Origin of the sequence: Sphingomonas sp. NY01, assembly GCF_038809135.1 — a bacterium.
In the GTDB taxonomy this organism is placed as follows: domain Bacteria; phylum Pseudomonadota; class Alphaproteobacteria; order Sphingomonadales; family Sphingomonadaceae; genus Sphingomonas; species Sphingomonas carotinifaciens.
This window is the reverse complement of sequence record NZ_CP101722.1, coordinates 619,492-642,846: the sequence shown is the minus strand read 5'-3', so window position 1 is coordinate 642,846 and position 23,355 is coordinate 619,492. Positions and strand designations below refer to the sequence as shown.

General features: G+C 68.0%; 25 protein-coding genes and 1 other RNA gene. 13 read left to right on the top strand and 13 right to left on the bottom strand.

Annotation, left to right across the window (positions count from 1 at the left end; translation table 11 throughout):
- The first annotated feature begins 5 nt into the window (after positions 1-5).
- The 11 genes from NPJ82_RS03195 (at position 6) to NPJ82_RS03145 (ending at position 11,236) form a co-directional block, all read left to right on the top strand.
- Positions 6-521, top strand: coding sequence for a DciA family protein (locus tag NPJ82_RS03195; RefSeq protein ID WP_235903998.1), 516 nt, complete (start codon positions 6-8; stop codon positions 519-521).
- The gene (locus NPJ82_RS03190; RefSeq protein WP_342658335.1) at positions 521-1,186 is read left to right on the top strand and encodes a thioredoxin domain-containing protein; all 666 of its coding nucleotides are present in this window, start codon (positions 521-523) and stop codon (positions 1,184-1,186) included. Before NPJ82_RS03195 ends, NPJ82_RS03190 begins: the two co-directional genes overlap by 1 nt.
- Before the next feature lie 19 nt (positions 1,187-1,205).
- Positions 1,206-1,940, top strand: a complete 735-nt coding sequence (locus NPJ82_RS03185; RefSeq protein WP_149682225.1) for a thioredoxin domain-containing protein — start codon at positions 1,206-1,208, stop codon at positions 1,938-1,940.
- A 277-nt stretch (positions 1,941-2,217) separates the two neighbouring features.
- Complete coding sequence (locus NPJ82_RS03180) at positions 2,218-2,952, top strand: hypothetical protein (RefSeq protein WP_342658334.1); 735 nt, start codon at positions 2,218-2,220, stop codon at positions 2,950-2,952.
- 74 nt (positions 2,953-3,026) lie between these two features.
- Positions 3,027-6,419, top strand: a complete 3,393-nt coding sequence (locus tag NPJ82_RS03175) for an AAA family ATPase (RefSeq protein WP_342658333.1) — start codon at positions 3,027-3,029, stop codon at positions 6,417-6,419.
- Between the two features lie 206 nt (positions 6,420-6,625).
- Entirely contained in the window at positions 6,626-6,838 is a 213-nt protein-coding gene (locus NPJ82_RS03170) for a cold-shock protein (RefSeq protein ID WP_112381980.1), read from the top strand.
- Positions 6,839-6,896: 58 nt separating this feature from the next.
- Positions 6,897-7,103: a hypothetical protein gene (locus tag NPJ82_RS03165; protein WP_149682227.1), complete on the top strand. Its 207-nt coding sequence runs from the start codon at positions 6,897-6,899 to the stop codon at positions 7,101-7,103.
- A gap of 154 nt (positions 7,104-7,257) precedes the next feature.
- Positions 7,258-7,743, top strand: coding sequence for a hypothetical protein (locus NPJ82_RS03160; RefSeq protein ID WP_342658332.1), 486 nt, complete (start codon positions 7,258-7,260; stop codon positions 7,741-7,743).
- Positions 7,744-8,001: 258 nt separating this feature from the next.
- Positions 8,002-9,255, top strand: a complete 1,254-nt coding sequence (locus tag NPJ82_RS03155) for a putative DNA modification/repair radical SAM protein (RefSeq protein ID WP_149682229.1) — start codon at positions 8,002-8,004, stop codon at positions 9,253-9,255.
- An 80-nt stretch (positions 9,256-9,335) separates the two neighbouring features.
- A complete protein-coding gene (locus tag NPJ82_RS03150) occupies positions 9,336-9,821 on the top strand; it encodes a hemerythrin domain-containing protein (RefSeq protein ID WP_342658331.1) in 486 nt (161 codons plus the stop codon).
- Between the two features lie 23 nt (positions 9,822-9,844).
- Positions 9,845-11,236: a UdgX family uracil-DNA binding protein gene (locus NPJ82_RS03145; protein WP_112381975.1), complete on the top strand. Its 1,392-nt coding sequence runs from the start codon at positions 9,845-9,847 to the stop codon at positions 11,234-11,236.
- Between the two features lie 336 nt (positions 11,237-11,572).
- Here the strand turns inward: NPJ82_RS03145 and NPJ82_RS03140 are convergent, their stop codons facing one another.
- Entirely contained in the window at positions 11,573-12,370 is a 798-nt protein-coding gene (locus NPJ82_RS03140) for an aldo/keto reductase (protein ID WP_342658330.1), read from the bottom strand.
- Positions 12,371-12,459: 89 nt separating this feature from the next.
- On the opposite strand from NPJ82_RS03140, the gene NPJ82_RS03135 reads away from it, so the two are divergent.
- On the top strand, positions 12,460-13,095 hold the full coding sequence (locus NPJ82_RS03135; protein ID WP_112381973.1) for a DedA family protein: 636 nt from the start codon (positions 12,460-12,462) through the stop codon (positions 13,093-13,095).
- On the opposite strand, the gene NPJ82_RS03130 is transcribed toward NPJ82_RS03135, so the two are convergent.
- The 11 genes from NPJ82_RS03130 to ssrA form a co-directional block, all read right to left on the bottom strand.
- The gene (locus NPJ82_RS03130) at positions 13,076-14,467 is read right to left on the bottom strand and encodes a hypothetical protein (protein WP_342658329.1); all 1,392 of its coding nucleotides are present in this window, start codon (positions 14,465-14,467) and stop codon (positions 13,076-13,078) included. The two genes, NPJ82_RS03135 and NPJ82_RS03130, sit on opposite strands and share 20 nt — an antisense overlap.
- Positions 14,467-14,928 (bottom strand): hypothetical protein, encoded by a 462-nt coding sequence (locus NPJ82_RS03125; RefSeq protein ID WP_342658328.1) that lies wholly within the window; start codon positions 14,926-14,928, stop codon positions 14,467-14,469. The genes NPJ82_RS03130 and NPJ82_RS03125 overlap by 1 nt, the downstream gene beginning before the upstream one ends.
- A gap of 14 nt (positions 14,929-14,942) precedes the next feature.
- Entirely contained in the window at positions 14,943-15,485 is a 543-nt protein-coding gene (locus tag NPJ82_RS03120) for a demethoxyubiquinone hydroxylase family protein (RefSeq protein ID WP_235903999.1), read from the bottom strand.
- Positions 15,482-15,976, bottom strand: coding sequence for a disulfide bond formation protein B (locus NPJ82_RS03115; protein WP_112381970.1), 495 nt, complete (start codon positions 15,974-15,976; stop codon positions 15,482-15,484). The genes NPJ82_RS03120 and NPJ82_RS03115 overlap by 4 nt, the downstream gene beginning before the upstream one ends.
- Entirely contained in the window at positions 15,976-17,310 is a 1,335-nt protein-coding gene (locus NPJ82_RS03110; RefSeq protein ID WP_342658327.1) for a S41 family peptidase, read from the bottom strand. The genes NPJ82_RS03115 and NPJ82_RS03110 overlap by 1 nt, the downstream gene beginning before the upstream one ends.
- Before the next feature lie 713 nt (positions 17,311-18,023).
- Complete coding sequence (locus tag NPJ82_RS03105) at positions 18,024-19,187, bottom strand: peptidoglycan DD-metalloendopeptidase family protein (protein ID WP_342658326.1); 1,164 nt, start codon at positions 19,185-19,187, stop codon at positions 18,024-18,026.
- A gap of 1 nt (position 19,188) precedes the next feature.
- Positions 19,189-19,611, bottom strand: a complete 423-nt coding sequence (locus tag NPJ82_RS03100; RefSeq protein WP_112381967.1) for a 23S rRNA (pseudouridine(1915)-N(3))-methyltransferase RlmH — start codon at positions 19,609-19,611, stop codon at positions 19,189-19,191.
- Positions 19,612-19,624: 13 nt separating this feature from the next.
- On the bottom strand, positions 19,625-20,053 hold the full coding sequence (gene rsfS / locus NPJ82_RS03095; protein ID WP_235904000.1) for a ribosome silencing factor: 429 nt from the start codon (positions 20,051-20,053) through the stop codon (positions 19,625-19,627).
- Positions 20,054-20,055: 2 nt separating this feature from the next.
- Positions 20,056-20,688, bottom strand: a complete 633-nt coding sequence (locus NPJ82_RS03090; protein ID WP_342658325.1) for a nicotinate-nucleotide adenylyltransferase — start codon at positions 20,686-20,688, stop codon at positions 20,056-20,058.
- Positions 20,652-21,914, bottom strand: a complete 1,263-nt coding sequence (locus NPJ82_RS03085) for a glutamate-5-semialdehyde dehydrogenase (RefSeq protein WP_342658324.1) — start codon at positions 21,912-21,914, stop codon at positions 20,652-20,654. The genes NPJ82_RS03090 and NPJ82_RS03085 overlap by 37 nt, the downstream gene beginning before the upstream one ends.
- Positions 21,915-22,027: 113 nt before the next feature.
- Positions 22,028-22,398, bottom strand: a transfer-messenger RNA (tmRNA) gene (ssrA, locus tag NPJ82_RS03080).
- Between the two features lie 37 nt (positions 22,399-22,435).
- Here ssrA and NPJ82_RS03075 point away from each other — a divergent pair.
- On the top strand, positions 22,436-22,867 hold the full coding sequence (locus NPJ82_RS03075) for an Rrf2 family transcriptional regulator (protein WP_112382261.1): 432 nt from the start codon (positions 22,436-22,438) through the stop codon (positions 22,865-22,867).
- On the opposite strand, the gene mscL is transcribed toward NPJ82_RS03075, so the two are convergent.
- Positions 22,864-23,349, bottom strand: a complete 486-nt coding sequence (gene mscL, locus NPJ82_RS03070) for a large conductance mechanosensitive channel protein MscL (RefSeq protein ID WP_342658949.1) — start codon at positions 23,347-23,349, stop codon at positions 22,864-22,866. The two genes, NPJ82_RS03075 and mscL, sit on opposite strands and share 4 nt — an antisense overlap.
- Positions 23,350-23,355 lie beyond the last annotated feature (6 nt).

The window sequence follows — 23,355 nt, the reverse complement described above, 5'->3', positions numbered from 1 at the left end:
CGCCCATGAGCAAGCGCGCCGGCGCCCCCCGACCTGAATCCGTTCGTTCGAACCGCTCGCGTGCGGTGTCCGAACTGCTGCCCGCCATCGGCGGCGCGGCCTTTCGCCGCTTCGGCTTCGTGCAAAGCGCGGTGGTCAGCCGCTGGCCCGATATCGTCGGCCCGCGCCTGTCCGCGGCCAGCGCCCCCGAATCGATTCGCTTTCCCCATGGCAAGAAGCAGGACGGCACGCTGACGCTGGTCGTGCGCGGCGCACACGCGCCGATGATGCAGCATATCCAGCCCGAGATCATCGAGCGGGTGAACCGCTTCTTCGGCTATTGCGCGGTCGCCCGCATCCAGATCCGCCAGGGCGAGCTGCCGGCGCGCATGCCCGCCAGGAAGGCGCCGCCTGCGCCGCAACCCGTGCCGCCCGAAATGGGCGACGGGCTGAAGGGGATCGCGGATCCCGAACTGCGCGCCGTGCTCGAATCCTTTGCCGCCGGCGTCGCTGCCACCCGCGGCCTGCCCAAGGTGTCCTGATGCGCCTGATCCTTGCCTTTCTCGGCCTTGCCCTGCTCACCGCCGCGGCACCAAAACAGGACTGGACGACCACCGTCGCCCAGACGTCCGCCGGCGCCTATGTGCTGGGCAATCCCGCCGCGCGCGTGAAGCTGGTCGAATATGCCAGCTATACCTGCCCGCACTGTGCCGCCTTCGCCAACGAATCGGATGCGGTGCTGAAAGGTCGCATGATCCGTTCCGGCTCGACCAGTCTGGAGCTGCGCCACTTCATCCGCGACCGCCTCGATCTCGCCGCCGCCGTGCTGGCGCGGTGCGGCGGCGCCCGGGGCTTTTTCGGCACGCATCAGGCGATCTTCGCCGCGCAGAAGACGTGGCTGCCCCGCGGGTCGGAATTCGACCAGAACAACGCCCAGCGCCTGTCCGCCTATCCGCTGGCCGCCCAGCTTCGCGCGCTCGCCGACGGCGCCGGCCTGTCCGACATCGCGAAGGCGCGCGGCCTGACCGATCCGGCCATCCAGGCCTGTTTCGCCGATCGCGCCGCGATCGACCGGATCGTCGCGATGACCAGCGCCGCGCCCGACACCATTCAGGGCACCCCCGCCTTCATCGTCAACGGCAAGCAGGCGGACAGCTTCGCCTGGGCCGGCCTCGAACCCCTGCTGCGCGCCGCCGGCGCGCGCTGATCAACGGAGTATCCATGCCATGATGCGTCGTCTTGCCCCGCTGGCCCTCACGCTCGTTCTCGCCGCCTGCGGCGGCGGCGGCGACGGCAACAGCACCACCGCGGCCAGCCCGGTCGCCCCGGTCGCCGCCCCTGCCGGCCAGAACTGGACCGACACCGTGTCCAAGACGGCGGAAGGCTATGTGATGGGCAACCCCAACGCCCCGATCAAGCTGGTCGAATATGGCTCGCGCCTGTGCCCCACCTGCGGCGCCTTCGCCCGCGAAGCCTATGAGCCGCTGACGAAGAACTATGTCGGCTCGGGCAAGGTCTCGTTCGAATTCCGCGAATTCCTCGTCCACGGCGCGCCCGATCTGCCGCCGGCGCTGCTCGGTCAGTGCGGCGGCGCACAGCCCTTCTTCCCGCTGCTCGAACAGATGTACCAGGCGCAGAACGGCTTCAACGACAAGCTGCAGGCGATGCCGCAGGCCATGCAGCAGCAGCTTCAGGCGGCAAAGCCCGTCGATGCGATCCGCATGATGGCCGAGCAGATGGACCTCATCAACTTCGTCAAGCAGCGCGGCATCCCCGAGCCCAAGGCGCGGGCATGCCTCGCCAACATGGGCGAGATCGACCGCCTGACCAAGCAGACGCAGGACAAGACGCAGGACGGCACCGTGTCCGGCACCCCCACCTTCCTCATCAATGGCAAGGTCGTCCCCAACGCGATCAGTTGGAAGGACATCGAGAGCGCGCTGAAGCAGAACGGCGCCTGACCCCAAACCGGCCCTCCCCCCTCGGGGGAGGGGCCCTGCGGCAAAGCTTTGGGAGGGGTGAGGACAGCGGCGCGCAAACGAATGGCGCGCGCGTTGGACAGGTCCGCAGGAGCCTCGCCAGCGCTGGCATGATAAAGGGCGATCACGACAGTCACACAAGGGGAGACGTGACGCGATGATGCTGGCGATACTGTTATGGTCTGCGGTAACCCAACAGACGCAGGCGCAGCCTCAGGATCCTCCACCCCTGCCTCCGATTCACGGCGGCCCCGCACCGATGACCTGCCCTGTCGGTGGCGAGCGATTCTCCGCGTGGCGATCGGGATCGTACAGCACCTATGGCTCCCGGCCGGACGGCAAGCCGTTCAGCTACATGACCTTTCCCTTCCCCCTGCCGGAATGTCCGTCGAACAAGCTGATCGTCTTCGACGACTTCAAGCCCGACGAGGTGAAGGCGCTCGCCACGCTGATCGAAACCCCCGAATACAAGCGGATGGTGACAGCGGAGACACCCTATTACCGCGCCTACTGGCTCTCCACCCGCCTCAACCGCCCTGCCGTCGGCACGCTTTGGCTGCTGTTGCGCGCGATATGGGAGGTCAGCCCCGGATCGAGGGACGTCTCGGATACACCCGCCGATCGTGCGCGGATGGATCGGTACCAGCAGGCGTTCGTCGCAGGCGTGCGTCGCCTGCCGAAGTCTGCCGATGCGCAGGATCGCCTGTGGCTGACGATCCGCGCCGCCAACGCGCTGCGCCAGATGGGCCGATTTTCCGAGGCACAGCGGCTGCTCGCCGACGCCCGCCCCCTCGCAGCGCAGGACAGGAAAGCGGCCGCAGTTGCCGCCTATATTGATAGCATGGCCCGCGCGATCGCGCGCAAGGATGCGGATGTCGAGCCGATCGACCTGATCCCGCAGAGGGAGGCCAAGCGACGCTGCGAGGCGGGGGACGCCACCACCCTGTCGCCCGTTCAGCAGGGGCTGTGCCGCAACGTGAAGAACGAGCCCTGACCGCCGCCCCTCGACAAACCGCATAAACCGATTAATCGAAGAGGCCCGCCCACCCGACGAACGGCCCCTCCCCGGTGCAGATCAAGCGCCTTCGCATCACCGGCTTCAAGAGCTTCGTCGACCCGGCCGATCTGCGCATCGAACCCGGCCTGACCGGCGTCGTCGGGCCCAATGGCTGCGGCAAGTCGAACCTTCTCGAAGCGCTGCGCTGGACGATGGGGGAGACCAGCGCCAAATCGATGCGCGGCGCGGGCATGGAGGATGTGATCTTCGCGGGCACCACCAGCCGCCCGCCGCGCGACTTTGCCGAGGTGTCGCTCCTCGCCGAAATTCCCTCCGCCACCGGTCCGCAGGAAACCGAGATCGTCCGCCGGATCGAGCGTGGCGCCGGCTCCGCCTACCGGATCGACGGGCGCGACGTGCGGGGCAAGGATGTCGCGCTGCTCTTCGCCGACGCCGCCACCGGCGCGCATTCGCCGGCGCTGGTCAGCCAGAACCGGATCAGCGCCGTCATCGCCGCACGACCGGCCGAGCGCCGCGCGATGCTGGAGGAAGCCGCCGGCATCGCCGGCCTCCACGTCCGCCGCCGCGATGCCGAGGCCAAGCTGCGCGCGACCGAGGCGAACCTCGCCCGGCTGGACGAGGTCATTGCCGATCAGGACCAGCGCCTCGCGGCACTTCGCCGCCAGGCCCGCACGGCGGAGCGCTATCGCCTGCTCTCCGACCAGATCCGCATTGCCGAGGCGCGCATGGTCTTTGCCCGCTGGCGCGACGCGGCCGATGCCGCCAACGCGGCCAAGGCACTGGCGGAACAGGCCGAATTGCTTGTCGCCACCGCCACCGCGACGGCCGCCGCCGCCACCGCCGCGGTCACCCGCGCCGCCCGCCGCCTCGCCACCCTGCGCGCCGACGCCCTTGCCGCCCGCGACCGCGCCGCGGAGGCCGCCCACGCCCTCACCCGCGCCCGCGACCAGCGCCACGGCCTCCAGCGCCGCCTGGACGACATGACCGCCGCCCGCGCCCGCATCGCCGAGGACCATGCGCGCGAAAACGCCCTGGCGTGCGACGCCGCCGCCGCACTCTCCCGCCTCGCCGACGAAGCCGCCTCGCTCGACGCGACGATCGCGGAGGCGACCGCCGCCCTCCCCCTGCTCGACGCCGCGCTGGCCGATGCCGAGCGCGACGCCCGCGATGTCGAGGTCGCACTCGCCCGGGCGCTCTCCGCCCACGCCGCCGAATCCGCGGAGCGCCGCGTCGCCACCGCCGCCCGCGCCGCCGCCGCCCAGGCGCACGACCGCGCCCGCCGCGACGCCGCCCAGGCTGCCCACAACCTCGCCGCCCTTGCCGACGCCGCCCGCTTCGAAACCGACCGCGACACCGCGCTCGCCGCGCAAGAGGCCGCCGTCGAACAGGCCGCCCGCGCCCGCGCCGCGCTGCAATGGGCCGAAACCAGCGAAGCCGACGCGATCGCCGAGCGCGATCCCGCCGAGGCCGCTCGCGCCGCCGCGCTTGCCGCCCTTGCCGCGCTCGATGCGGAGGCCGCCGCACTGACCCGCGCCACGCAGCGCGGCGACGACCGCCTGCTCGATGCGGTTCGTGCCGAACCCGGTTTCGAACGCGCGCTTGCCGCTGCGCTGGGCGACGAGCTCGACAGCGTCCTGTCCGACTGGACCGGCTCGCCGCTCGACCCCGACGATCCCCTGCCCCCCGTCGGCACGCTGCCGCTCGCCGCGCGGGTCGAGGCGCCCGAGGCGCTCACCCGCCGCTTGTCGCAGATCTGGCTGGTCGAGGTCGACTCGGGCCAGACGCTCGCCTGTGGTCAGCGCCTCGTCACCCGCGAGGGGCACGTCCGCCGCTGGGACGGCTATGCTACCGAGGGGGGCGGCGCCGCCGCGGCCGAGCGGCTCGAACGCCGCAACCGTCTCGCGGCGATCGAGGCGGAACGCCCCCTCGCGCAAGCTGCGGTCGACACCGCTACCCGCCAGCGCGCCGCGATCGACGAGCGCCTCGCCCGCGCCCGCGCCGCCGCCGCCTCGGCCCGCACGCTGCTCGCCCGCGCCGATACCGACACCCGCGACGCCCAGCGTGCCGAGGACCGTGCCACCGCCCAGCTTGAGCGACTGGCCGCCCAGCGCACCGACCTCGCCGACCGCGTCGCACAGCTCGACGCCCAGGTCGCCGACGCCGCCACTGCGCTGTCCGCCGCGGAGGATGCGTTGGCCGCCCTCCCCGATGGCGTCGCCGCGACCCAGGTGGAGCGCCTGCAAGTCGAGGCGCAGGCTGCCCGCGCCGCCGTCGCCACGGCGCGCACCGACCGTCTCGCCCGCGACCGCACGCTCGCCGCCGCGCGCGAGCGCCGCACCGCCGCACTGGCCGAGGCATCGGGCTGGCGCACCCGTGCAGACGAGGCGGCCGCGCGCATCGCGGCGATGGCTACCCGCACTGCCGATCTCGACCGCGACATCGCCGCCTTGGCCGAGCGCCCTGCCGCGCTGGCCGTGGAGATCGAACGGCTGGACGGCGACCACGCCGCCGCCCGCATCCGCGCCGATGCCCTTCAGGCCGACGAACGCGCCGCCGACACGGCCGTGCGCGAGGCCGAGGCGGCATCGACCCGCGCGCAGGAAGCGCTCGCCACCGCGCGCGAGGGTCGCGCCACCGCCGCGGCGCGCGTCGAATCCCACGAACTCCGCCGCGTCGAGATGGGCCGCGTCTCCGGCGAGCGGTTCGGCTGCCCCGCCCCCGTCCTCCCCGCCAAGCTGGAATTCGACAGCACCACCGTCGATACCCCGCAGGCCGAGGCCGCCGCGCATGAGAAGCGCAATGCCGAGCGCGACCGGCTCGGCCCGGTCAATCTGGTCGCGGAGGCCGAACTGGCTGAGCTGGAGCAAGCCGGCCGCGCCACCATCGCCGACCGCGACGAGCTGGGCGAGGCGGTGCAGCGGCTGCGCGGCTCGATCGGCACCCTCAACCGCGAGGGGCGCCAGCGGCTGCTCACCGCCTTTGCCGCGGTCGACGCCCATTTCCGCCGCCTCTTCACCACCCTGTTCGACGGCGGATCGGCGCATCTCGAAATGGTCGATTCGGACGACCCGCTGGAGGCCGGGCTGGAAATCATGGCGCAGCCCCCCGGCAAGCGGCTCCAGTCGCTGACGCTTCTGTCCGGCGGCGAACAGGCGCTGACCGCGATCGCGCTGATCTTTGCGCTGTTTCTCACCAACCCTGCGCCGATCTGCGTGCTGGACGAGGTCGATGCGCCGCTCGACGACGCCAATATCGAACGCTTCTGCGACCTGCTCGACCGGATGACGCGCGAAACCGACACGCGCTACCTGATCGTCACCCACAATGCCGTCACCATGAGCCGCATGCACCGCCTGTTCGGCGTCACCATGGTCGAACGCGGCGTCAGCCGCCTGGTCTCGGTCGACCTCCAGGCCGCCAGCACCCTGATCGCGGCCGAATAATCCGTCTGCCCGCCAGACGAGGAGCGCGGGGAAGATGCGGTCCGCAGTCAGGGGCCTTGCATCCCTGCCCCCGCATCCCCATGTTGGACCTGCTTTAGTCGCATATCGACGGTTTTCGGCGCTTTGCGGCCCATTCTCCTTCTTTCCCTGCAGCCACGGCACCGGGCGCACCGGTCTTCGGCACGCCCTCGAACGAAGGAAAATTTATGAGCATTACCGGCACCGTCAAGTTCTTCAACGCGGACAAGGGCTATGGCTTCATCGCACCCGACACGGGTGGCGCGGACGCTTTCGTCCATATCTCCGCGGTGGAACGCGCCGGCATGATCACGCTGAACCAGGATCAGCGCGTCGGCTACGAACTGGAACAGGATCGCCGCGGCAAGATGGCGGCAGTCAATCTCCAGCCGATCGACTGATCTTTGAATGGCGGCCCGTCCGGGTCGCCATTTCTCTTGCCGCAACGGAGATGCCACCATGTCGAACGATGCAGCCTTTTTCCGCCAGCAGGCCACGATCCAGCGCACCGCCGCGGGCGAGGCGACGCTGACCAACGTCCGCGAACAATGCGAACGCGCCGCCGCCTCGTGGGAGGTCATGGCCTCGCGTGCCGAACGCACCGAAAAGCTGCGCGCCGATCGGGAGGCAAAGGTTCAGCACGCCGCGGTGATCGCCGCCGAATGACGCTGGGGCCGGCGTCCATCCCGCTCGTCCTGTTCTTTCCTCTTCTTTTCGCCGGCATTGTCCTGGTCGCGTGGCTGTCGCGCGGCCTGATCTTTCGTCTGTTGCGCTGGCATTACTGGCGCAGTCGCCGGTGAGCGGCCCCGCCTACGATACCATGCGTCGCGGTACCCGGTTCCTTGCCGCCATCGCCGCCGGCACCGCCTTCGGCACGCCCTGGCCGACCGGGCATGGCGGCCGCGTCCGTGCGCTGTATCTTGGCAACTGCCTGCGCGAACTGGACCGCTTCCTCCATGTCCTGATGGACGAGATCGCCGGCGGCGAGCCGATACGCCCGCTGTCGCTCCACCATACCACCGCGAACAAGCTGGGCGGGCATGCCCATGCCCGGTGGGACATGGCGGCCGACCAGGCGCGTCTCAATGCCCTGTGCCGATCGCGCACCTGCCTGTTCCATCATGACGGCTGGGTGCGCCGCCCCGATCTGCCCCGCGGCCGCTGGATGACCGCCGGCTGGCCCGCCCCTGCCTCGAACACGCTGCGCCGCTATGCGGTGGGCGAGCATCTCCATCTGTCGGGCGCCGATCTCGCCGACACCTGCGCCTTCTACCAGCATCTGGCCGATCGCCTCGTCCGGGCCTGAACCGCCGCCGGCATCGCCTGTGCCGAACTGTCCTACACCCGCCCGACCTGCTATGACGCCGACATGCCTCCGGTGCCATCAGGTCCCGCCCCGATCCGCCCTGTTGCGATTGCAACAATAGTAAGTGGACACGGACCGGGGGACGTAGTGTCCACTTCCACGCCGTTCCACCATCCCCGCGCGCTTTTTGCCCCGCGAATCACCGGCAGGCTCGTGCCGCGCCTTGCCCCTGCCGCCCCCCGAACATATATCGAACGAATGGCGCAGCTCGACACCCGGCAGAAGCTCGAAATCCTTGCCGACGCTGCGAAATACGACGCATCCTGTGCGTCCTCCGGCACCGCCAAGCGGAACAGCCGCGATGGCAAGGGGCTTGGCTCGACCGAGGGCATGGGCATCTGCCACGCCTATGCGCCCGACGGTCGCTGTATCAGCTTGCTCAAGATCCTGCTGACCAACAGCTGCATCTTCGACTGCCATTACTGCATCAACCGCAAGTCTTCGAACGTCCGCCGCGCCCGCTTCACCGCGGATGAGGTCGTGAAGCTGACCATCGCCTTCTACAAGCGCAATTATATCGAGGGGCTGTTCCTCTCCTCGGGCATCATCCGCTCGTCCAACTATACCATGGAGCAGATGGTGGAGGTCGCCCGCGCCTTGCGGGAGGATCATCATTTCCGCGGCTATATCCATCTGAAGACGATCCCCGACGCCGATCCGGAGCTCGTCCGCCTCGCCGGCCTCTATGCCGACCGCGTCTCGATCAATGTCGAGCTTCCCACCGCCGGTGGACTGAAGCGGCTCGCCCCGGAGAAGGACGGCGCCCGGATCGAGGGTGCGATGGCCGATGTGAAGTCCTCGATCATCGACACGCGCGACGCGGCCAAGCGCTACAAGTCCGCCCCCCGCTTCGCGCCCGCCGGCCAGTCGACGCAGATGATCGTCGGCGCCGATGCGGCCACCGATCGCGACATCGTCTCGCGCGCTTCGACCCTCTACGACCGTTTCCAGCTTCGCCGCGTCTATTATTCCGCGTTCAGCCCGATCCCCGACGCGTCCGCCGTGCTCCCGCTTCAGCGCCCGCCGCTGATGCGCGAGCATCGCCTCTACCAGTCGGACTGGCTGATGCGCTTCTACGAATATCAGCCGCACGAGGTCGTCGCCGCCGCCGACGATGCCACCGGCATGCTGCCGCTCGATATCGATCCGAAACTGGCCTGGGCGCTGAAGTTCCGGCAGCATTTTCCCGTCGACGTCAACCGCGCGCCGCGCGAACTCCTGCTCCGCGTGCCCGGCCTGGGGGTGAAGGCGGTGAACGGCATCCTTGCCAGCCGCCGCTGGCGCCGCCTGCGCCTCGACGATGTCGCCCGCCTCACCGTCTCGGTCGCCAAGCTGCGTCCGTTCATCGTCACCGAGGATTGGCGCCCGGTCATCCTGTCCGACCGCGCCGACCTGAAGACGCTGGTCGTCCCGAAGAAGAAGAAGGAGCAACTCGAACTGTTCGCCGCCTGACACGCTCTGGTGTGAGAATGAATCGCGGGTGAAACGAGCGCGCGTGTCGCCGGTTGAAACGGCCAGAGGAGACACGACCGATGGCCACCGCCCAAATCTATGCCGACCTGAAGCGCGACCATGACAAGCAGCGCGACATGCTCAAGCAACTGGCCGAGCTGAAGGGCGCTTCGTCCGAGCGCCAGAAGCTGTTCGAGGCTTTCCGGCTGGAGGTGCAGAGCCATGCCGCCGCCGAGGAGGAGTCGCTCTACGCCACCATGCTCGGCGATCCCGAACTGCGCGACGATGCCCGCCATTCGGTCAGCGAGCACAAGGAGGTGGACGATCTGCTCGGCGAGTTGATGGACCTCGATTTCGCCTCCGACGAATGGGAGTCGAAATTCTACCACATGCGTCACCGCTACGAGCATCACATCGACGAGGAGGAGGAAGACATGTTCCCCGCCGCGGAGAAGGAACTCGACGACGCGACCGAGCAGAAGCTTGGCCAGATCTATGAGGACCGCAAGCCCAAGGAACTGGAAGAAGCCAAGGCAAACCCGCCGGGCGGCGACGAGCGCGAATGATCGTCACGGCGGCCGGCTGAGCGATGCGCGTCGTCACCCTCCCCCAGCCCGATGATTTCGACGGTTGGCGTGACGCCGCGCGCGGCTTGGCCGCTGACGGCGTACCGCCAGAGGACATCGTCTGGCAGGTCGGCACCACCCCCACTGACCTGTTCGCGGGAGAGGCGGTGGCGCACGCCGCGCCGCCGCCGGGCGCCGGCTTCTCGGTGCCCCGCCCGTTCATGGACCTTGCGCGCCGCGCCGCGCTGGCCTCCGATCCTGAGCGCTGGGCGCTGCTCTACACCGCGCTGACCCGGCTGCGCACCCAGCCCAAATTGCTGGAGGATCAGGCCGATCCGCTGGTCCGCCGACTGGAATCGCTCGCCAAGGACGTTCGGCGCGACATTCACAAGATGCGCGCATTCGTCCGCTTCCGCGAGGTGGACGAGGACGGCACGCCGCGCTTCGTCGCCTGGTTCGAACCCGACCATCATATCGTCCGCGCCAACGCCGCCTTTTTCGTCAACCGCTTCGCCTCGATGCGCTGGTCGATCCTGACGCCGGAGGTGTCGCTGCACTGGGACGGCGAAACGCTCAGCGAGGGCCCCGCCGCCAGCAAGGCTGACGCCCCCGATGGCGACCCGACCGAGGAGGTGTGGAAGACCTATTATGCCAGCATCTTCAATCCCGCCCGCATGAAGGTCGGCGCGATGCTGAAGGAGATGCCGCGCAAATACTGGAAGAACATGCCGGAAACCGCGCTGGTCCCGCAACTGATCGCCGGCGCACAGGCACGGGAGGCGCGCATGATCGACACCGCACGGCAGGAGGTGGGCGGCAACAGCCAGATGGCGTGGGAGGCGCTGCGCGAGGAAGCCGCCGGCTGCACCCGCTGCCCCCTCTACAAGCCGGCGACGCAAACCGTCTTTGGCGAGGGGCCGGTCGATGCGCCGCTGATGTTCGTCGGCGAACAGCCCGGCGATCAGGAGGATCTGGCCGGCCGCCCCTTTGTCGGCCCGGCCGGCCAGTTGTTCGACCGGGCGCTGGCGCAGGCCGGTGTCGACCGCACCCGCGCCTATGTCACCAATGCGGTCAAGCACTTCAAGTTCGAACCCCGTGGCAAGCGCCGCATCCATGCCAAGCCGAACACCGGCGAGATCGACGCATGCCGCTGGTGGATCGAACAGGAACAGATGCTGATCCAGCCCAAGGTCACGGTCGCGCTCGGTGCCACCGCCGCACGCTCGCTATTCGGCCGCACGATGACGATCAGCCGTGAACGCGGCCGCGCCCAGACGCTGGCGGACGGCGGTACGGCGTTCATCACCGTCCACCCCAGCTACCTGCTACGCCTCCCCGACCCGGCCGCGGCAGAAGCGGAATATGCCCGCTTCGTGGAGGACCTGAAACAGGCGCATGCCGCACTGACGGGCTAGGGTCGAATTCGATCAGAGGTGGTCGCCCTCACCCTTCGCCGCCTTTGGCGTCTTTTCCCTCTCCCGCCGGGAGCATCGGGTGAACAGTGCCCTGCGCTGTTCAGGTCATGCCGGGGGCATGACCGACCCGATGTTGGAGGGAGCGGCGCAGCCGCGGACGGGTGAGGGTGACCGAAAGGTGATCGGATTTCCACTCTAGAGTGCCGCGTGTCACCCCGTCACCACGACCACATTTTCTCACCACCATCCGTTCGTGCTGAGCGAAGTCGAAGCACAGCCTCGCTCAGCAGGAACCGAGCGGTCTGAAAATGCTCCAGCGCATTTCCATACGGACTCTCAGAACGTCGCGGGATCCGGCCCGATCCGCCCATCCTCCCGGTCCAGCCCGTCGATCGCGGCCATGTCGTCGGTATCCAGCGTCAGGTCGCCGCTCGCGAAATTGTCGCTCAGATGCTCCGCATCCGCCGCCTTGGGGATCACCGACAGCCCGTGCGCCAGATGCCAGGCGATCACCACCTGCGCCGCCGACCGCCCGTGCTTCTCCGCGATCCCGGCGATCACCGGATCCTTGAGCAACGGGCCACCCTGCCCCAGCGGGCTCCGGCTCTGCGTCACGATGCCCTTGTCGGCATGATAGTCGCGCAAGGCCCGCTGCTGGAAATTCGGGTGCAGCTCGATCTGGTTGACCGCCGGCGCGACGCCCGTCGCATCGATGATCGCATCCAGATGCTCTGGCAGGAAGTTGGACACCCCGATCGACTTCGCCTTGCCCGCCTTGCGCAGGGCCACCAGGGACGTCCACGCCTCGACATAATCGCCCGCCGCGGGCACCGGCCAGTGGATCAGGTAGAGGTCGACCGCCTCGACACCCAGGAGCGCCAGGCTCTCGTCCAGTGCCGCTTCGGCATCGCGGTGCCGATCGTTCCAAAGTTTGGTGGTCAGGAACGCATCGGCGCCCTTGTAGCCGTCGCCCACCCCGCGCTCGTTGTTGTAGATCGCGGCGGTATCGACCAGCCGGTATCCGATATCCAGCCCGCGCCGCACGATGGCGGCGACATGGGCATCGGGAATCTTGAAGGTGCCCATGCCCAGTTGCGGCATGGTGCGGCCGTCGTTCAGCGTCAGATCGGTCATGCCCGGGCCAACCGCCCGCCCCCCGATCGGGTTCCGCCGGCCACGCGGGCGATTGACGCCCGCATCGCGATCGCGCAAGTCCGCACCCCATGGTCGAGCAGATTTTGGGCGCCCTCGCATCCTTTGCGATCTGGGTCATTTCGTCGGGTGGCTATCTGGGCATCATGCTGCTCATGGCGATCGAAAGCGCATGCATTCCGCTGCCGTCCGAGATCATCATGCCCTTTGCCGGCTATCTCGTCTCCACCGGCCGGTTCGACCTCTATCTGGCGGCGACCGCCGGCGCGCTCGGCTGCAATCTCGGCTCGATCGTCGCCTATGAGATCGGCAAGCGCGGCGGCCGGCCGCTGGCGGAGCGCTGGGGTCGCTATCTTCTGATCGGCCCCGGCGAACTCGACGCGGCCGACCGTTTCTTCGCGCGCTGGGGCTCGGCGGCGGTGTTGATCGGCCGCCTGCTGCCCGTCATCCGCACCTTTATCGCCTTTCCCGCCGGCGTCGCGCGCATGAAGCTGGTGCCCTTCCACCTTTACACCTTTATCGGCTCCTGGCCCTTCTGCCTCGCGCTTGCCTATGTCGGGCGCGAGCTGGGCGAGAAGTGGAACAGCGATCCGCGGGTCAAGGCCTTCTTCCACCAGGCCGATCTGCTCATCGGCGTCGTGCTCGTCGCGGCTGTTGCCTTTTACGTCTGGCACCGTATCCGCGGCCTCAAGCGCGCCCGCGCCTGACGATCCAGCCGAGTGCCGCGATCAGCGGCACCGCCACCACGGCCCATAGCGCCAGCCCTTCCCAGGGCGACCATCCCCACCATTCATTGGGGATGGTGCGCAATTGCCCCGTCACGAACCGTTCCCGCCATACCGCGTCCCTCAGCGCATTGGGCACCGCGGCATAGGCCATGATCTCGGCCGACGCGATCACCAGGTTGATCGCGATCGACAGCGCCAGCACCGCACAGGCCATCACCCGCGCCCAGGTCGATCGCAACGCTACCCAGAATTGGGCCAGCCCCAGCGCGGCAAGCCCCGCCAGCGGCATGGCATGGCGCGGCCCCGTCGAATTGCCGCCATCCCAATAGACATAGGCGGCATTCACCAGCAGCGCGATCACCACCACGCCCGCCGCCATGATGCCGATGTCGCGCGTCCGGCGCCCCTCCACCAGCAGGCACAATCCCGGCACCGCCAGCGCCAGGATCGGCGCCACCCAGATCAGCCCCCGCCGCACGCTGAACAGGATCGCCTTCAGCACGTCCATCCGCGGCATGGTCAGCCCGAACAGCCCCTGCTGCATCCCCTCGAACCCGACCACGCCCGAATAGCCTACCCGAAACACGGTGCCGAACGCGAACAGGTTATAGGCGAGCAGCGGCAGCAGCGCGATCATCCCCGCCCCGATCAGCACCGCGACGTGGCGCCCGGCCCGGGGCTCGCCCCGCGCCCGCCAGATCGCCCACAGCGCGATCACGCTGCCGGCCAGCACCGCCTGATATTCGACCACCACCGCCCATCCGAGCGCCAGTCCCGTCACCGCCAGCCCGCGCACACCGCCGCGCATCCCGCCCCAGGCGGCGATCACGAACAGCGCCGCCACCACCGCATGGCCGAAGATCGTCGTGGACCAGCCCCAGACCGGCGTGCCGAGCGCATAGCCCAGGCTGGCGAACAGCGCCGCCGCCGCCGATCCGTTCACCATCAGCGCCATGTCGAACAACAGGACGGCGGCGACTGCCGTCAGCAACGCGGGCCCGGTCGCCGCCGCGATCCGGGTGCGCAGCCGCATGTACCGCTCGAACCCCGGATCATAAACCGCCAGCGTGTGATCCGCCGCCCGCTCGCCCGTCACCCGATCGGCGATCCACACCGCGGGCAGCGCCATCAGCGTCATGCCCGGCGCCTTGTCCAGATAGGCGTGCCCATCGAACACCGCCTTGTCGATCGTCATCGGTGCAAAGGCATCGATCCGCGCGCTGCCATCCTCCACCATCGCCACGGCGGCGAACAGGCGCGTCGCGTTGTTGGGGTTGAACTCCCATGATCCGAACCAGGCGCAGGAAAACCAGACCAGCAGGAACAGCGCCGCCCGCATTCCCCCCCGCATCAGGGCACACGCGACTCCTGCAGGCGCCGATCGGCGTTCATCGCACGATTTTCACGAACGCGCTGGTTGAAACAGCCGGTCTGTCCGCCCGCCCCGATCGTGGAGCAACTGCCGATGCTGTTCGTGCCGACGCCCTCGTTCGTCGTACCGGTGGCGCGCACCGCCCAGCTTTCATTCTCGGGCGTGATCTGCAGCTCGCGCAGTTCCTTGGGCACGCGGAACTGTTCCTCGGCACTGCGCCGCACGCACACCACGATCTCGTTGCCGTTATTGTCGGTCGGGCAGCGCTCGTTGCCGAACAGCGTCAGCACGCCGTTGACCGGCGCGTTGCGCGACACCTCGCCCGGCCCCGTCACCGGCTTCGGCTTGGTCGCACCGGGCAGCGCCACGCCCTGCACCGCCTGCGTCGCCGCCGCGGGTCCGGCGACCAGCACCAGCGCCAACAGCCATGCCTTGGTCATCACCACCCTCTCCCTCAGATCCGCTTCGCCGCGGCGATCGCCGCCTTGCAGCCCAACCGGATGAACCCATACAACACCGGATAGCCGAACGTCTCCTCCGCGCCGGATGCCAGCGCATGGTCGCGATGTTCCAGCTCCTCGGCCTGGAAATCGGCGATCGCCTCGGAGAGTTCCGGATCGCTGTCCGCCAGCTGGTCGAGCTGCGCCTGGTAATGCTTGTCGATCTCGGTCTCGACCGCGGCGGTGCACGCCATCGCCGCATTCGGCCCGATCGCCGCGGTCACCGCGCCCAGCGCGAAGCCGGCCACATCCCAAAAGGGCTGGAGTATCGTCGGCCGCACCCGCCGTTCGACGATCATCCGGTCGAAAAAGGCGCGGTGCCGCTCCTCCTGCTCCGCCATATGGTGGATCGCCCGCGACGAGGGGTGCCGGTCGCCCAGCACCGCCAGCTGCCCCGCATAGATGCGCGTGGCGCCATATTCGCCGGCCTGATCGACCCGGATCATCGCCCGCGTCGTTTCGCGCCGGTCGCCCGGCATCCATCCCAAAGCGCTCATCGTGCCTTCCTCATCAGCACCAAGATGGTGGCCGCGCCCCCCAACGAGAAGAGGGCGTTGAACCCGGCCAGCGAGATGCCGGCCAACGTCCACTGCGCCACGTCGCAGCGGATGACGGGCGCACGCATGATCGCATCCAGCCGTTCGGCCGCGCTCGTGCCCCCCATCTGCACGGTGGAGGTGCAGGCGGTGAAGCCCTGCCACCAGCCATATTCCACCCCGGCATGCGCCACCCCGATCGCACCGGACACCGCGATCAGCAGCGCCGCCAGGATCACCAGCGACGCCCGGATGCTCCGCTGCTTCACGAAGAACGCCGCAAAGGCCGGCACCAGTGCCGCATAATGGGGCCAGCGTTGCCAGTGGCACATCTCGCACGGATACAGCCCGCCGATCAGTTGCGATGCCCATGCCCCCGCCAGCAGTGCCGCCGGTAGCAGGAACGCGATCCGGTTCGCCTGCCGTTCGCCTGCCGTCACCCGCCGCACCATCACTTCACCGGCGGCTTCGTCGCCGCGGCGACCTGTGTCGCCCCGCCCAGCCGCGCGATCGTCTTGAGCGCATAATAAAGCTGGAAATCCTCGATCCCCTGCTTCTTCAGGCTGTCGGGCGTCGCGGCGAAGCGCGGATCGGTCTTGGTATCCTCTTCCAGTATCTTGTCGTCGGCCTTCACCTCGTTGATCAGGTGGCGGCGCAGGTCGGCCTCCCGGAAGACGGGGCGTGACTTGTAATCGGGATCGGAAATCTGCGGCACCGCCAGGTCGGGTTCGATCCCGCCCTCCTGCACCGACCGGCCGGACGGCGTGTAGTAGCGCGCCGTGGTCAGGCGCAGCGCCGTTTCCGGCCCCAGCGGCAGCAGCGTCTGCACCGATCCCTTGCCGAACGTCCGCTCACCCATCACGATCGCGCGGTGATGATCCTGAAGCGCGCCCGCCACGATCTCGGAGGCGGAGGCCGTGCCCGAATTGGTCAGCACGATCACCGGCAGGCCATGAGCGTCATCGCCGGCCTTGGCATAATAACGCTCGATATCGCTCTTCTCGCGGCCGCGCTGCGACACGATCTCGCCACGCTCCAGAAACGCGTCGGATACCGCGATCGCCTGGGTCAGCAGGCCGCCGCCGTTGTCGCGCAGATCGACGACGTAGCCGAGCGGGCGATGGCCCAGCGACTTGTCGATCGCCATGATCGCCGCGCGCGTATCCGCCCCGGTGTTCTCGGAGAAAGTGTTGATGTTGATATAACCGACATCGCCGCGCACTTCCCACTTCACCGGACGCTGCACGATCACCTCGCGCACCAGCGTCACCTCCAGCGGCCTGTCGCGCCCCGGCCGCACCAGCGTCAGCGCGATCTTGGTCCCCGGCTTGCCGCGCATCACGCCGATCGCCTCGTCCAGCGACTGGCCATAGATCAGCTTGCCGTCGATATGCGTGATATAGTCGCCGGACTTGATGCCCGCCCGCCCCGCCGGCGTATCCTCCTGCGGCGCGATCACCTTGACCGCGCCATCCTCCATCGAAACGGTCAGGCCCAGTCCGCCGTAATTGCCCTCGGTCTGGATCTTCAGATTGTCGAAATCCAGCGCATCGACATAGCTGGAATGCGGGTCGAGCGCCGCCAGCATCCCCTGGATCGCGCCCTTTATCAGCGTCTTGTCATCGACCTTGTCGACATAGTCGGCCTTGACGCGGTTATACACCTCCAGGAACTGGTCGAACTCACGATAGGTACCGCTGTCGACGGCGGCCATCGCAGCGGTGGCGAGCGGCACCATGGCAAGCGTGCCGACGATCGCAGTGGCAGTAAGCAACGGACGGGGCATCGAGGGTCCTGAGCCTTGGAGGAATATGCCACATTAGCGGCAACCGCGCCGCCGATCAAAGCGATAGCGCGGCTGAATGGAGGCTGGCTGGCGGGGGCGGGATGTGGCGGATGTGATTACAACAGTGGGAGGCTCTCCGGCCGTTACCTTATCTGGTATTCCGCCGCCCCAACGAGATGAAATGCCACTGTGCCAAGCCCCGTGGATACGAATACCGAGCGCTGTCCGGTGGACAGCGGATCGACCAGACAACCCCTGGAACAGCGCGCAGCGCTTGGACAAGGGTCCATGCCAATATTACGACAATGCCATCAGTCATACCGCTCGCTTCCTCAAATCTACTTTCCAAATGATGCAAGAGCAATCCGCAAATCCACCGCTTTGATAGCCAATTTCCCGCCTCTCTGCGGGTTTGTAACGGAAATGTCGCGCCGATCTTGATCCATTACTGGAACGATGGTTCCACCTTGACCCATTAAGCTATCGGACTTTTGGCAGCGCATTTCCACCGCATAGACTTGCTGGAGCGCAAGATCCTGTATCCTGACACTATTCAATAGGCAGGATCTTATGTGGCGCTTCTGCCAATCGCACCGCACACGAATCCCCAGACGTAGACTCGGCGGGCGACATAGTGGCTGCCGAAAAAGGGGTTGTTGAAGGTGAAGGGCCTTCTCACCCACTGCATACGCTCCGGAAGGGAGATAGGGATTTTACCCCACCAGCGCCGCAATATCCATCGGTTGCCCCCGCCGTCGCAACTCCACCGATATGCGCGGCGTCTCGTCCCCGCCCGCACGGCCAAGCGGCGTTCCCGCCGTCACGCGCATACCCGGCCGTACCGCCAGCGCGCCCATTCCGGTGACCAGGCTCGTCCACCCCCCACCATGATCCAGGATCACGATATCGCCATAGCCGCGATAGCGCCGGGCATAGCGCACCACGCCGTCCGCCGGCGCCATCACCGTCGCGCGCGGCTCCGTGGCCAGGGTCAGTCCGCGTGCCCGCACCCCCGCGGAGGATAGCTCGCCGAACCCGCTGACCAGCCGCGCATCGCGCACCGGCAATCGGTAGGTTCCGGGCTCCGGCACCGATCCCGTCACCCCCGGCGCCAATGGTCGCGCCTGGGGCACGGGCAGCGCGGCAAGATCGCTCGCCGTGGTTTGGGCCGCGCCATCCTGCGCCATGCGGTCGACCAGGTCGCGGGCCGCCTCGCCCATCGCCAGCGCGCGGTCCGCTTCGCCAATCGCGGTCTGGCCGATCGCCTCCGCCCGCGCGCGGTGACCGGCGGCGGTGTCGGCCAGTTCGCGGCGCGCGCCCTCCAGCTTGCGCCGCCCGGCGACCAGTGCCTGTGCCGCCACCTCGGCACGCGCACGCATCGCCCGCGCCGCGGCGATGCCGCGCCGCACGGCCTCGGTCCGGGTGCGGATCGCCGGCAGGGTGCTGGCCAGTACCGCGCGGCCATGCACCAGATCGCTGACCGATCCCGGTTGCACCAGCGTCGCCGCCATCGGCCGCGCCGCCAGCCCCTGCATCGCCGCCAACAGGCGCGCGACCGGCGTCTGTGCATCCGCCAGCCGGGCCTCGCGCGCCTCGCGCAGACGGTCGATCAACGCGACCCTCGCCTCGGCCGCGCGTACATCCGCCGCCGCCGCCTCGACCCGTGCCGCCATCGCCCGCTCGCGCACCTCGGCCCGCTCGGCCACGCCGCGCACCCGCGCCGCATCGGCCATCAACTGCACCGCCCGGTCCTGCGCCACCACCGCCGCCCGCTTCGCCGCCGCCAGCCGCCGCGCCTGCTCCGCTGCATCGGGCACCCGCGCCGCACCGCTCCCCGCCAGGATCAGCGCCAGCGAGAAACCGAACGCGACCCGCATGTCAGCCTTCGCGGTGATAGGGATGATTGGCCAGGATGCTGGTCGCGCGGAACAGTTGCTCGGCCAGCATCGCGCGCGCCATCAGGTGCGGCCATGTCGCGCGCCCGAACGATACCAACAGGTCGGCCTCGGCGCGCGCCGCATCGTCGAAGCCGTCCGCGGCGCCCAGCATGAAGCGCACCTCGCGCACCCCATCGTCACGCCAGCGACCCAGCCGCTCGGCAAAGGCCATGGAGGGCAGATTCTCGCCCTTTTCGTCCAGCAGGATCAGCCGACTCTGCCCTTCGCGCGGCGGCACGCGGCCGCCCGTATCGGGCAGTTCGGTGACGCGCGTCGGCCAGGCGATCCGCTTCAGATAGCGGTCGACCAGTTCCGCCTCGGGCGAACGTCCGATTCGCCCGCGTGCGACGATGTGCAGCAACACGGGCGGTGAAGCGTCAGGCTTGGGGTGCCGGCGTCGGGGCGGCCGCCGGCGCATCGCCGAACGCCCACATCCGCTCCAGATTGTAGAAGGTCCGCACCTCGGGCCTGAACAGATGCACGATCACGTCATTCGCATCGAGCAGCACCCAGTCGGCGGTCTGCAGCCCCTCGATCCGTACGATCCGGCCGAATTCGGCCTTGATCTTCTCGGCCAGTTTCGTCGCCATCGATGCGACCTGCCGGGTCGAACGTCCGCTGGCGATCACCATATAGTCGGCGATCGAGGACTTGCCCGCCAGCGGGATCGAAACGGTCTCCACCGCCTGGTCGTCGTCCAGCGAGGCGAGGATCAGGCGGTGCAGCGCCTCGACCTCTGCGGCGTCGGACGGCTTGGGCGATTGGGGGGAAGTGGCCAAGTTAGCTCCTGGGTTGGACGACGGCATGCTTAAACTTTACGCACATGCCAGTCTGGATCGCGGGCACGTACGCCCGTGGCGGAAATGGGGTCGGGGCGAAAGCGCAACAGCACAAGGGCCGGCCGTCTCCACGTCATCCAGTTCGTCGCCTGGTCCGGGCGCCGTTCAAAGCGCCGGAACCAGCCCATGGCGGGTGCCGATTGGGCCGATGTAGTGTATCCCGGACGCGCGACAACCGCAATCGGGATTGCGCGGGCAATGGTGCGCCAGTCGCGCCAGCGGTGAAACTGGGCAAGATTGTCGCTTCCCATCAGCCAGATGAAGCGGATGTCGGGGTATCGGCGGATCAGCTTGCGGATGGTGTCCACGGTGTAGCGCGTGCCCAGCCGGATTTCGATCGCGCTTGCGCGGATGGGGGCGCGGCGTGCCATCCGGCGCGCCGATGCCAGGCGTGCGGCCAGCGGCGCCATGTCGGTCGCGCCCTCTTTCAACGGATTGCCGGGCGAGACCATCCACCACACTTCATCCAGCTTCAGCGCGCGGATCGCGTTCAGGCTGATGCCGCGATGCCCCTTGTGCGCCGGATTGAACGATCCGCCGAGCAGGCCGACATAGCGTGGCCGGCTCACCCGCGGATCTGCCCGCTCCCGCGGCCGACCCATTTATATGTCGTCAGGCCCTCCAGCGCGACCGGCCCACGCGCGTGCAGGCGCCCCGTCGCGATGCCGATCTCCGCGCCCAATCCGAATTCGCCGCCATCCGCGAACTGGGTGGACGCATTCCACAGCACGATCGCGCTGTCGACCTGCGCCAGGAAGCGCTCCGCCACGTCCTGATCGTCGGCGACGATCGCATCGGTATGGCCGGAGGAATGCGCCCCGATATGCGCCAGCGCGCCGTCCAGCCCGTCGACCAGCGCGACCGACGCGATCGCGTCCAGATATTCAGTGTCCCAATCCTCGGGCGCGGCGGCGGCCACCTCGGGCACCAGCGTGCGGATCCGTCCGTCGCCCCGTACCTCGCACCCGCCCCCGCTAAGGACCCGTACCAGCCCCGCCACGTCGCGGTAACTGCGGTCGATCAGCAGCGTTTCCATCGCGCCGCAGATTCCGGTGCGCCGCAACTTGGCATCGCGCACGATCCGGCCGGCCATGTTTTCGTCTGCCGATCCATCGACATAGACATGGTTGATGCCGTCCAGATGCGCCAGTACCGGAACCCGCGCCTCGGCCTTCACCCGCGCCACCAGGCTCTTCCCCCCCCGCGGAATAATCAGGTCGATCGCGCCTTCCGCGGCGAGCATCGCGCCGACCGCGGCCCGGTCCGTGGTCGACACCAGTTGCACCACATCCATCGGCAGGCCAGCTTCGGTAAGGCCGTTTGTGAAAGCCGCATGGATCGCCCGGTTGCTGTGCGCCGCTTCGGAACCGCCACGCAGGATTGCGGCATTGCCGGACATCACCGCCAGCGCCGCGGCATCCGCCGTCACGTTCGGCCGACTTTCATAGATGATGCCCAGCACGCCGAGCGGCACGCGCACACGTGTGAGTTCCAGCCCGTTGGGGCGCGTGCGCGTGTCGATCACTTCACCCACCGGGTCAGGCAACGCCGCCACCGCTTCAATGGCATCCGCAATAGCCTCAACACGTCCGGCATCCAGTCGCAACCGGTCCTGCATCGCGCCGGACAGGTCGTTGGCCACGGCCCGTGCCATATCCTCGCAATTGGCCAAGAGTATCCCAGCCAAATCCGCGCGTACGGCCTCGGCGGCTGCACGAAGGCCATTGGCCTTGGCAGACGTCGGCTGATGGGCGAGCGCCCTTGACGCGCGGCGCGCACGTGCCGCCATTGCAGCGATCATCTCGAACGGACTATCGATATCGGCCATGCGTCGCGGCTTATCATGCACCCATGCAGCACGCCACCACGCCCACGGACGTATCGCGACACGAGATATGAGGAAGTGGGGAGCTTCTGTTGCTCGGTGCCCCCCGTACCGCCGGTGTCTGCTTCTGTTGCCCGGTGCAGCCCAACCGCGCTTTTGTCCGATGTAATTTAAACCGTGAGGTTCAAATTACGCGGCAATCGCAAGAGCCTCGTTATCGTTGGCACTTGTATATATGGGCCGTCACGGTGGTCCCATTCCGAACGAAAACAGCGCTTTTCAACACACGTCGATCCTGGTTCGGCCCCATCAGCGACGCTGGTCGCACGAAACTCGCCATGGCGAGTTCCTTGCGTCAGCTGCGATGGTGGAGCCGCCGGGTACTGCCCCCGGGTCCGCTGCGTCTATTATACGCCGCAGTTTATCGCCATAGTCGGGTGAACCCGACGGGAGCGATATAGGGATCGGAGAAGCGGAGCGCAAATGCCTTTCGCTTGCCCCAATTTGGGTTCATGGGAAGCACCATGTTGACCCAGCGTTCCCGTTACGCGCTGCGTGCGATGCTGTTCCTGGCGCAAGCCCAACCGGGCTCCCCGCCCACCTCCATGACGCGGATCGCGGCGGAGGCGAACGTGCCGCGCAAGTTCCTTGAGCTGATCCTGGCGGATCTGCGCGGTGCGGGGCTGCTCGACAGCCATCGCGGCAAGATGGGCGGATATCGCCTGTCGCGCCCCGCGCACCTGATCTCTCTTGGCGACATCATTCGCATCATCGAGGGGCCGCTTGCGCTTGTTCCATGCGTCAGCCGCACCGCATATCGCCCATGCACCGATTGCAAATCGGAGGCAGACTGCGCGATCCGGCATGCGATGGCACGCGTGCGTGATGAAACCGCACGCATCCTGGACGGGACCAGTCTGGCCGACGCGACCGCGAAATCCCTCGCCGCCGCCTAACGGGGATCGGATGCGGTGGGCGGCGTCGACCGGCTGCGCAACTCGTCGCGGATTTCGCGCAAGAGCACCACGTCAGCAGGATCGGCCGCCGGCGGCGCCGTTCCCTGTTTTTTCTCATGTTCGGCCAGCGCGACCAGCCGGTTGACGCTGCGTACCAGCATGAAGACGATGAAGGCCAGGATCACGAAGTTGATGACGACGGTGATGAACTCGCCATATCCCAGCAGCGGCACTCCCGCCGCCTTCAGCGCGGCATAGCTGTCCGGCGAACCGCGATAGCTGGCCGGAATCGGTCCGAGCCGAAAGAAGTAGCTCGAAAAATCAAAACCGCCGAAGATCCAGCCGACAACCGGCATGATGACATCATCGGTCAGCGACTTGGTGATACCGCCAAACGCACCACCGATGATAACGCCGACCGCCAGGTCGAGCACATTGCCGCGCGCGATAAAGGTCTGGAATTCCTTGAAGAGTCCCGCCATCGACGC

Bases quoted from the DNA above. Each gene is read 5' to 3' on its own strand.
- rsfS (WP_235904000.1), bottom strand. From the start codon at position 20,053: ATGCCGTCGTCCAACCCAGGAGCTAACTTGGCCACTTCCCCCCAATCG.
- NPJ82_RS03140 (WP_342658330.1), bottom strand. From the start codon at position 12,370: ATGACCGATCTGACGCTGAACGACGGCCGCACCATGCCGCAACTGGGC.
- NPJ82_RS03195 (WP_235903998.1), top strand. From the start codon at position 6: ATGAGCAAGCGCGCCGGCGCCCCCCGACCTGAATCCGTTCGTTCGAAC.
- NPJ82_RS03165 (WP_149682227.1), top strand. From the start codon at position 6,897: ATGTCGAACGATGCAGCCTTTTTCCGCCAGCAGGCCACGATCCAGCGC.
- NPJ82_RS03075 (WP_112382261.1), top strand. From the start codon at position 22,436: ATGTTGACCCAGCGTTCCCGTTACGCGCTGCGTGCGATGCTGTTCCTG.
- NPJ82_RS03180 (WP_342658334.1), top strand. From the start codon at position 2,218: ATGACCTGCCCTGTCGGTGGCGAGCGATTCTCCGCGTGGCGATCGGGA.
- NPJ82_RS03110 (WP_342658327.1), bottom strand. From the start codon at position 17,310: ATGCCCCGTCCGTTGCTTACTGCCACTGCGATCGTCGGCACGCTTGCC.
- mscL (WP_342658949.1), bottom strand. From the start codon at position 23,349: ATGGCGGGACTCTTCAAGGAATTCCAGACCTTTATCGCGCGCGGCAAT.
- NPJ82_RS03115 (WP_112381970.1), bottom strand. From the start codon at position 15,976: ATGGTGCGGCGGGTGACGGCAGGCGAACGGCAGGCGAACCGGATCGCG.
- NPJ82_RS03145 (WP_112381975.1), top strand. From the start codon at position 9,845: ATGCGCGTCGTCACCCTCCCCCAGCCCGATGATTTCGACGGTTGGCGT.
- NPJ82_RS03130 (WP_342658329.1), bottom strand. From the start codon at position 14,467: ATGCGGGGGGGAATGCGGGCGGCGCTGTTCCTGCTGGTCTGGTTTTCC.
- NPJ82_RS03090 (WP_342658325.1), bottom strand. From the start codon at position 20,688: ATGGGTCGGCCGCGGGAGCGGGCAGATCCGCGGGTGAGCCGGCCACGC.
- NPJ82_RS03105 (WP_342658326.1), bottom strand. From the start codon at position 19,187: ATGCGGGTCGCGTTCGGTTTCTCGCTGGCGCTGATCCTGGCGGGGAGC.
- NPJ82_RS03155 (WP_149682229.1), top strand. From the start codon at position 8,002: ATGGCGCAGCTCGACACCCGGCAGAAGCTCGAAATCCTTGCCGACGCT.
- NPJ82_RS03170 (WP_112381980.1), top strand. From the start codon at position 6,626: ATGAGCATTACCGGCACCGTCAAGTTCTTCAACGCGGACAAGGGCTAT.
- NPJ82_RS03085 (WP_342658324.1), bottom strand. From the start codon at position 21,914: ATGGCCGATATCGATAGTCCGTTCGAGATGATCGCTGCAATGGCGGCA.
- NPJ82_RS03185 (WP_149682225.1), top strand. From the start codon at position 1,206: ATGATGCGTCGTCTTGCCCCGCTGGCCCTCACGCTCGTTCTCGCCGCC.
- NPJ82_RS03120 (WP_235903999.1), bottom strand. From the start codon at position 15,485: ATGAGCGCTTTGGGATGGATGCCGGGCGACCGGCGCGAAACGACGCGG.
- NPJ82_RS03135 (WP_112381973.1), top strand. From the start codon at position 12,460: ATGGTCGAGCAGATTTTGGGCGCCCTCGCATCCTTTGCGATCTGGGTC.
- NPJ82_RS03160 (WP_342658332.1), top strand. From the start codon at position 7,258: ATGCGTCGCGGTACCCGGTTCCTTGCCGCCATCGCCGCCGGCACCGCC.
- NPJ82_RS03125 (WP_342658328.1), bottom strand. From the start codon at position 14,928: ATGACCAAGGCATGGCTGTTGGCGCTGGTGCTGGTCGCCGGACCCGCG.
- NPJ82_RS03150 (WP_342658331.1), top strand. From the start codon at position 9,336: ATGGCCACCGCCCAAATCTATGCCGACCTGAAGCGCGACCATGACAAG.
- NPJ82_RS03190 (WP_342658335.1), top strand. From the start codon at position 521: ATGCGCCTGATCCTTGCCTTTCTCGGCCTTGCCCTGCTCACCGCCGCG.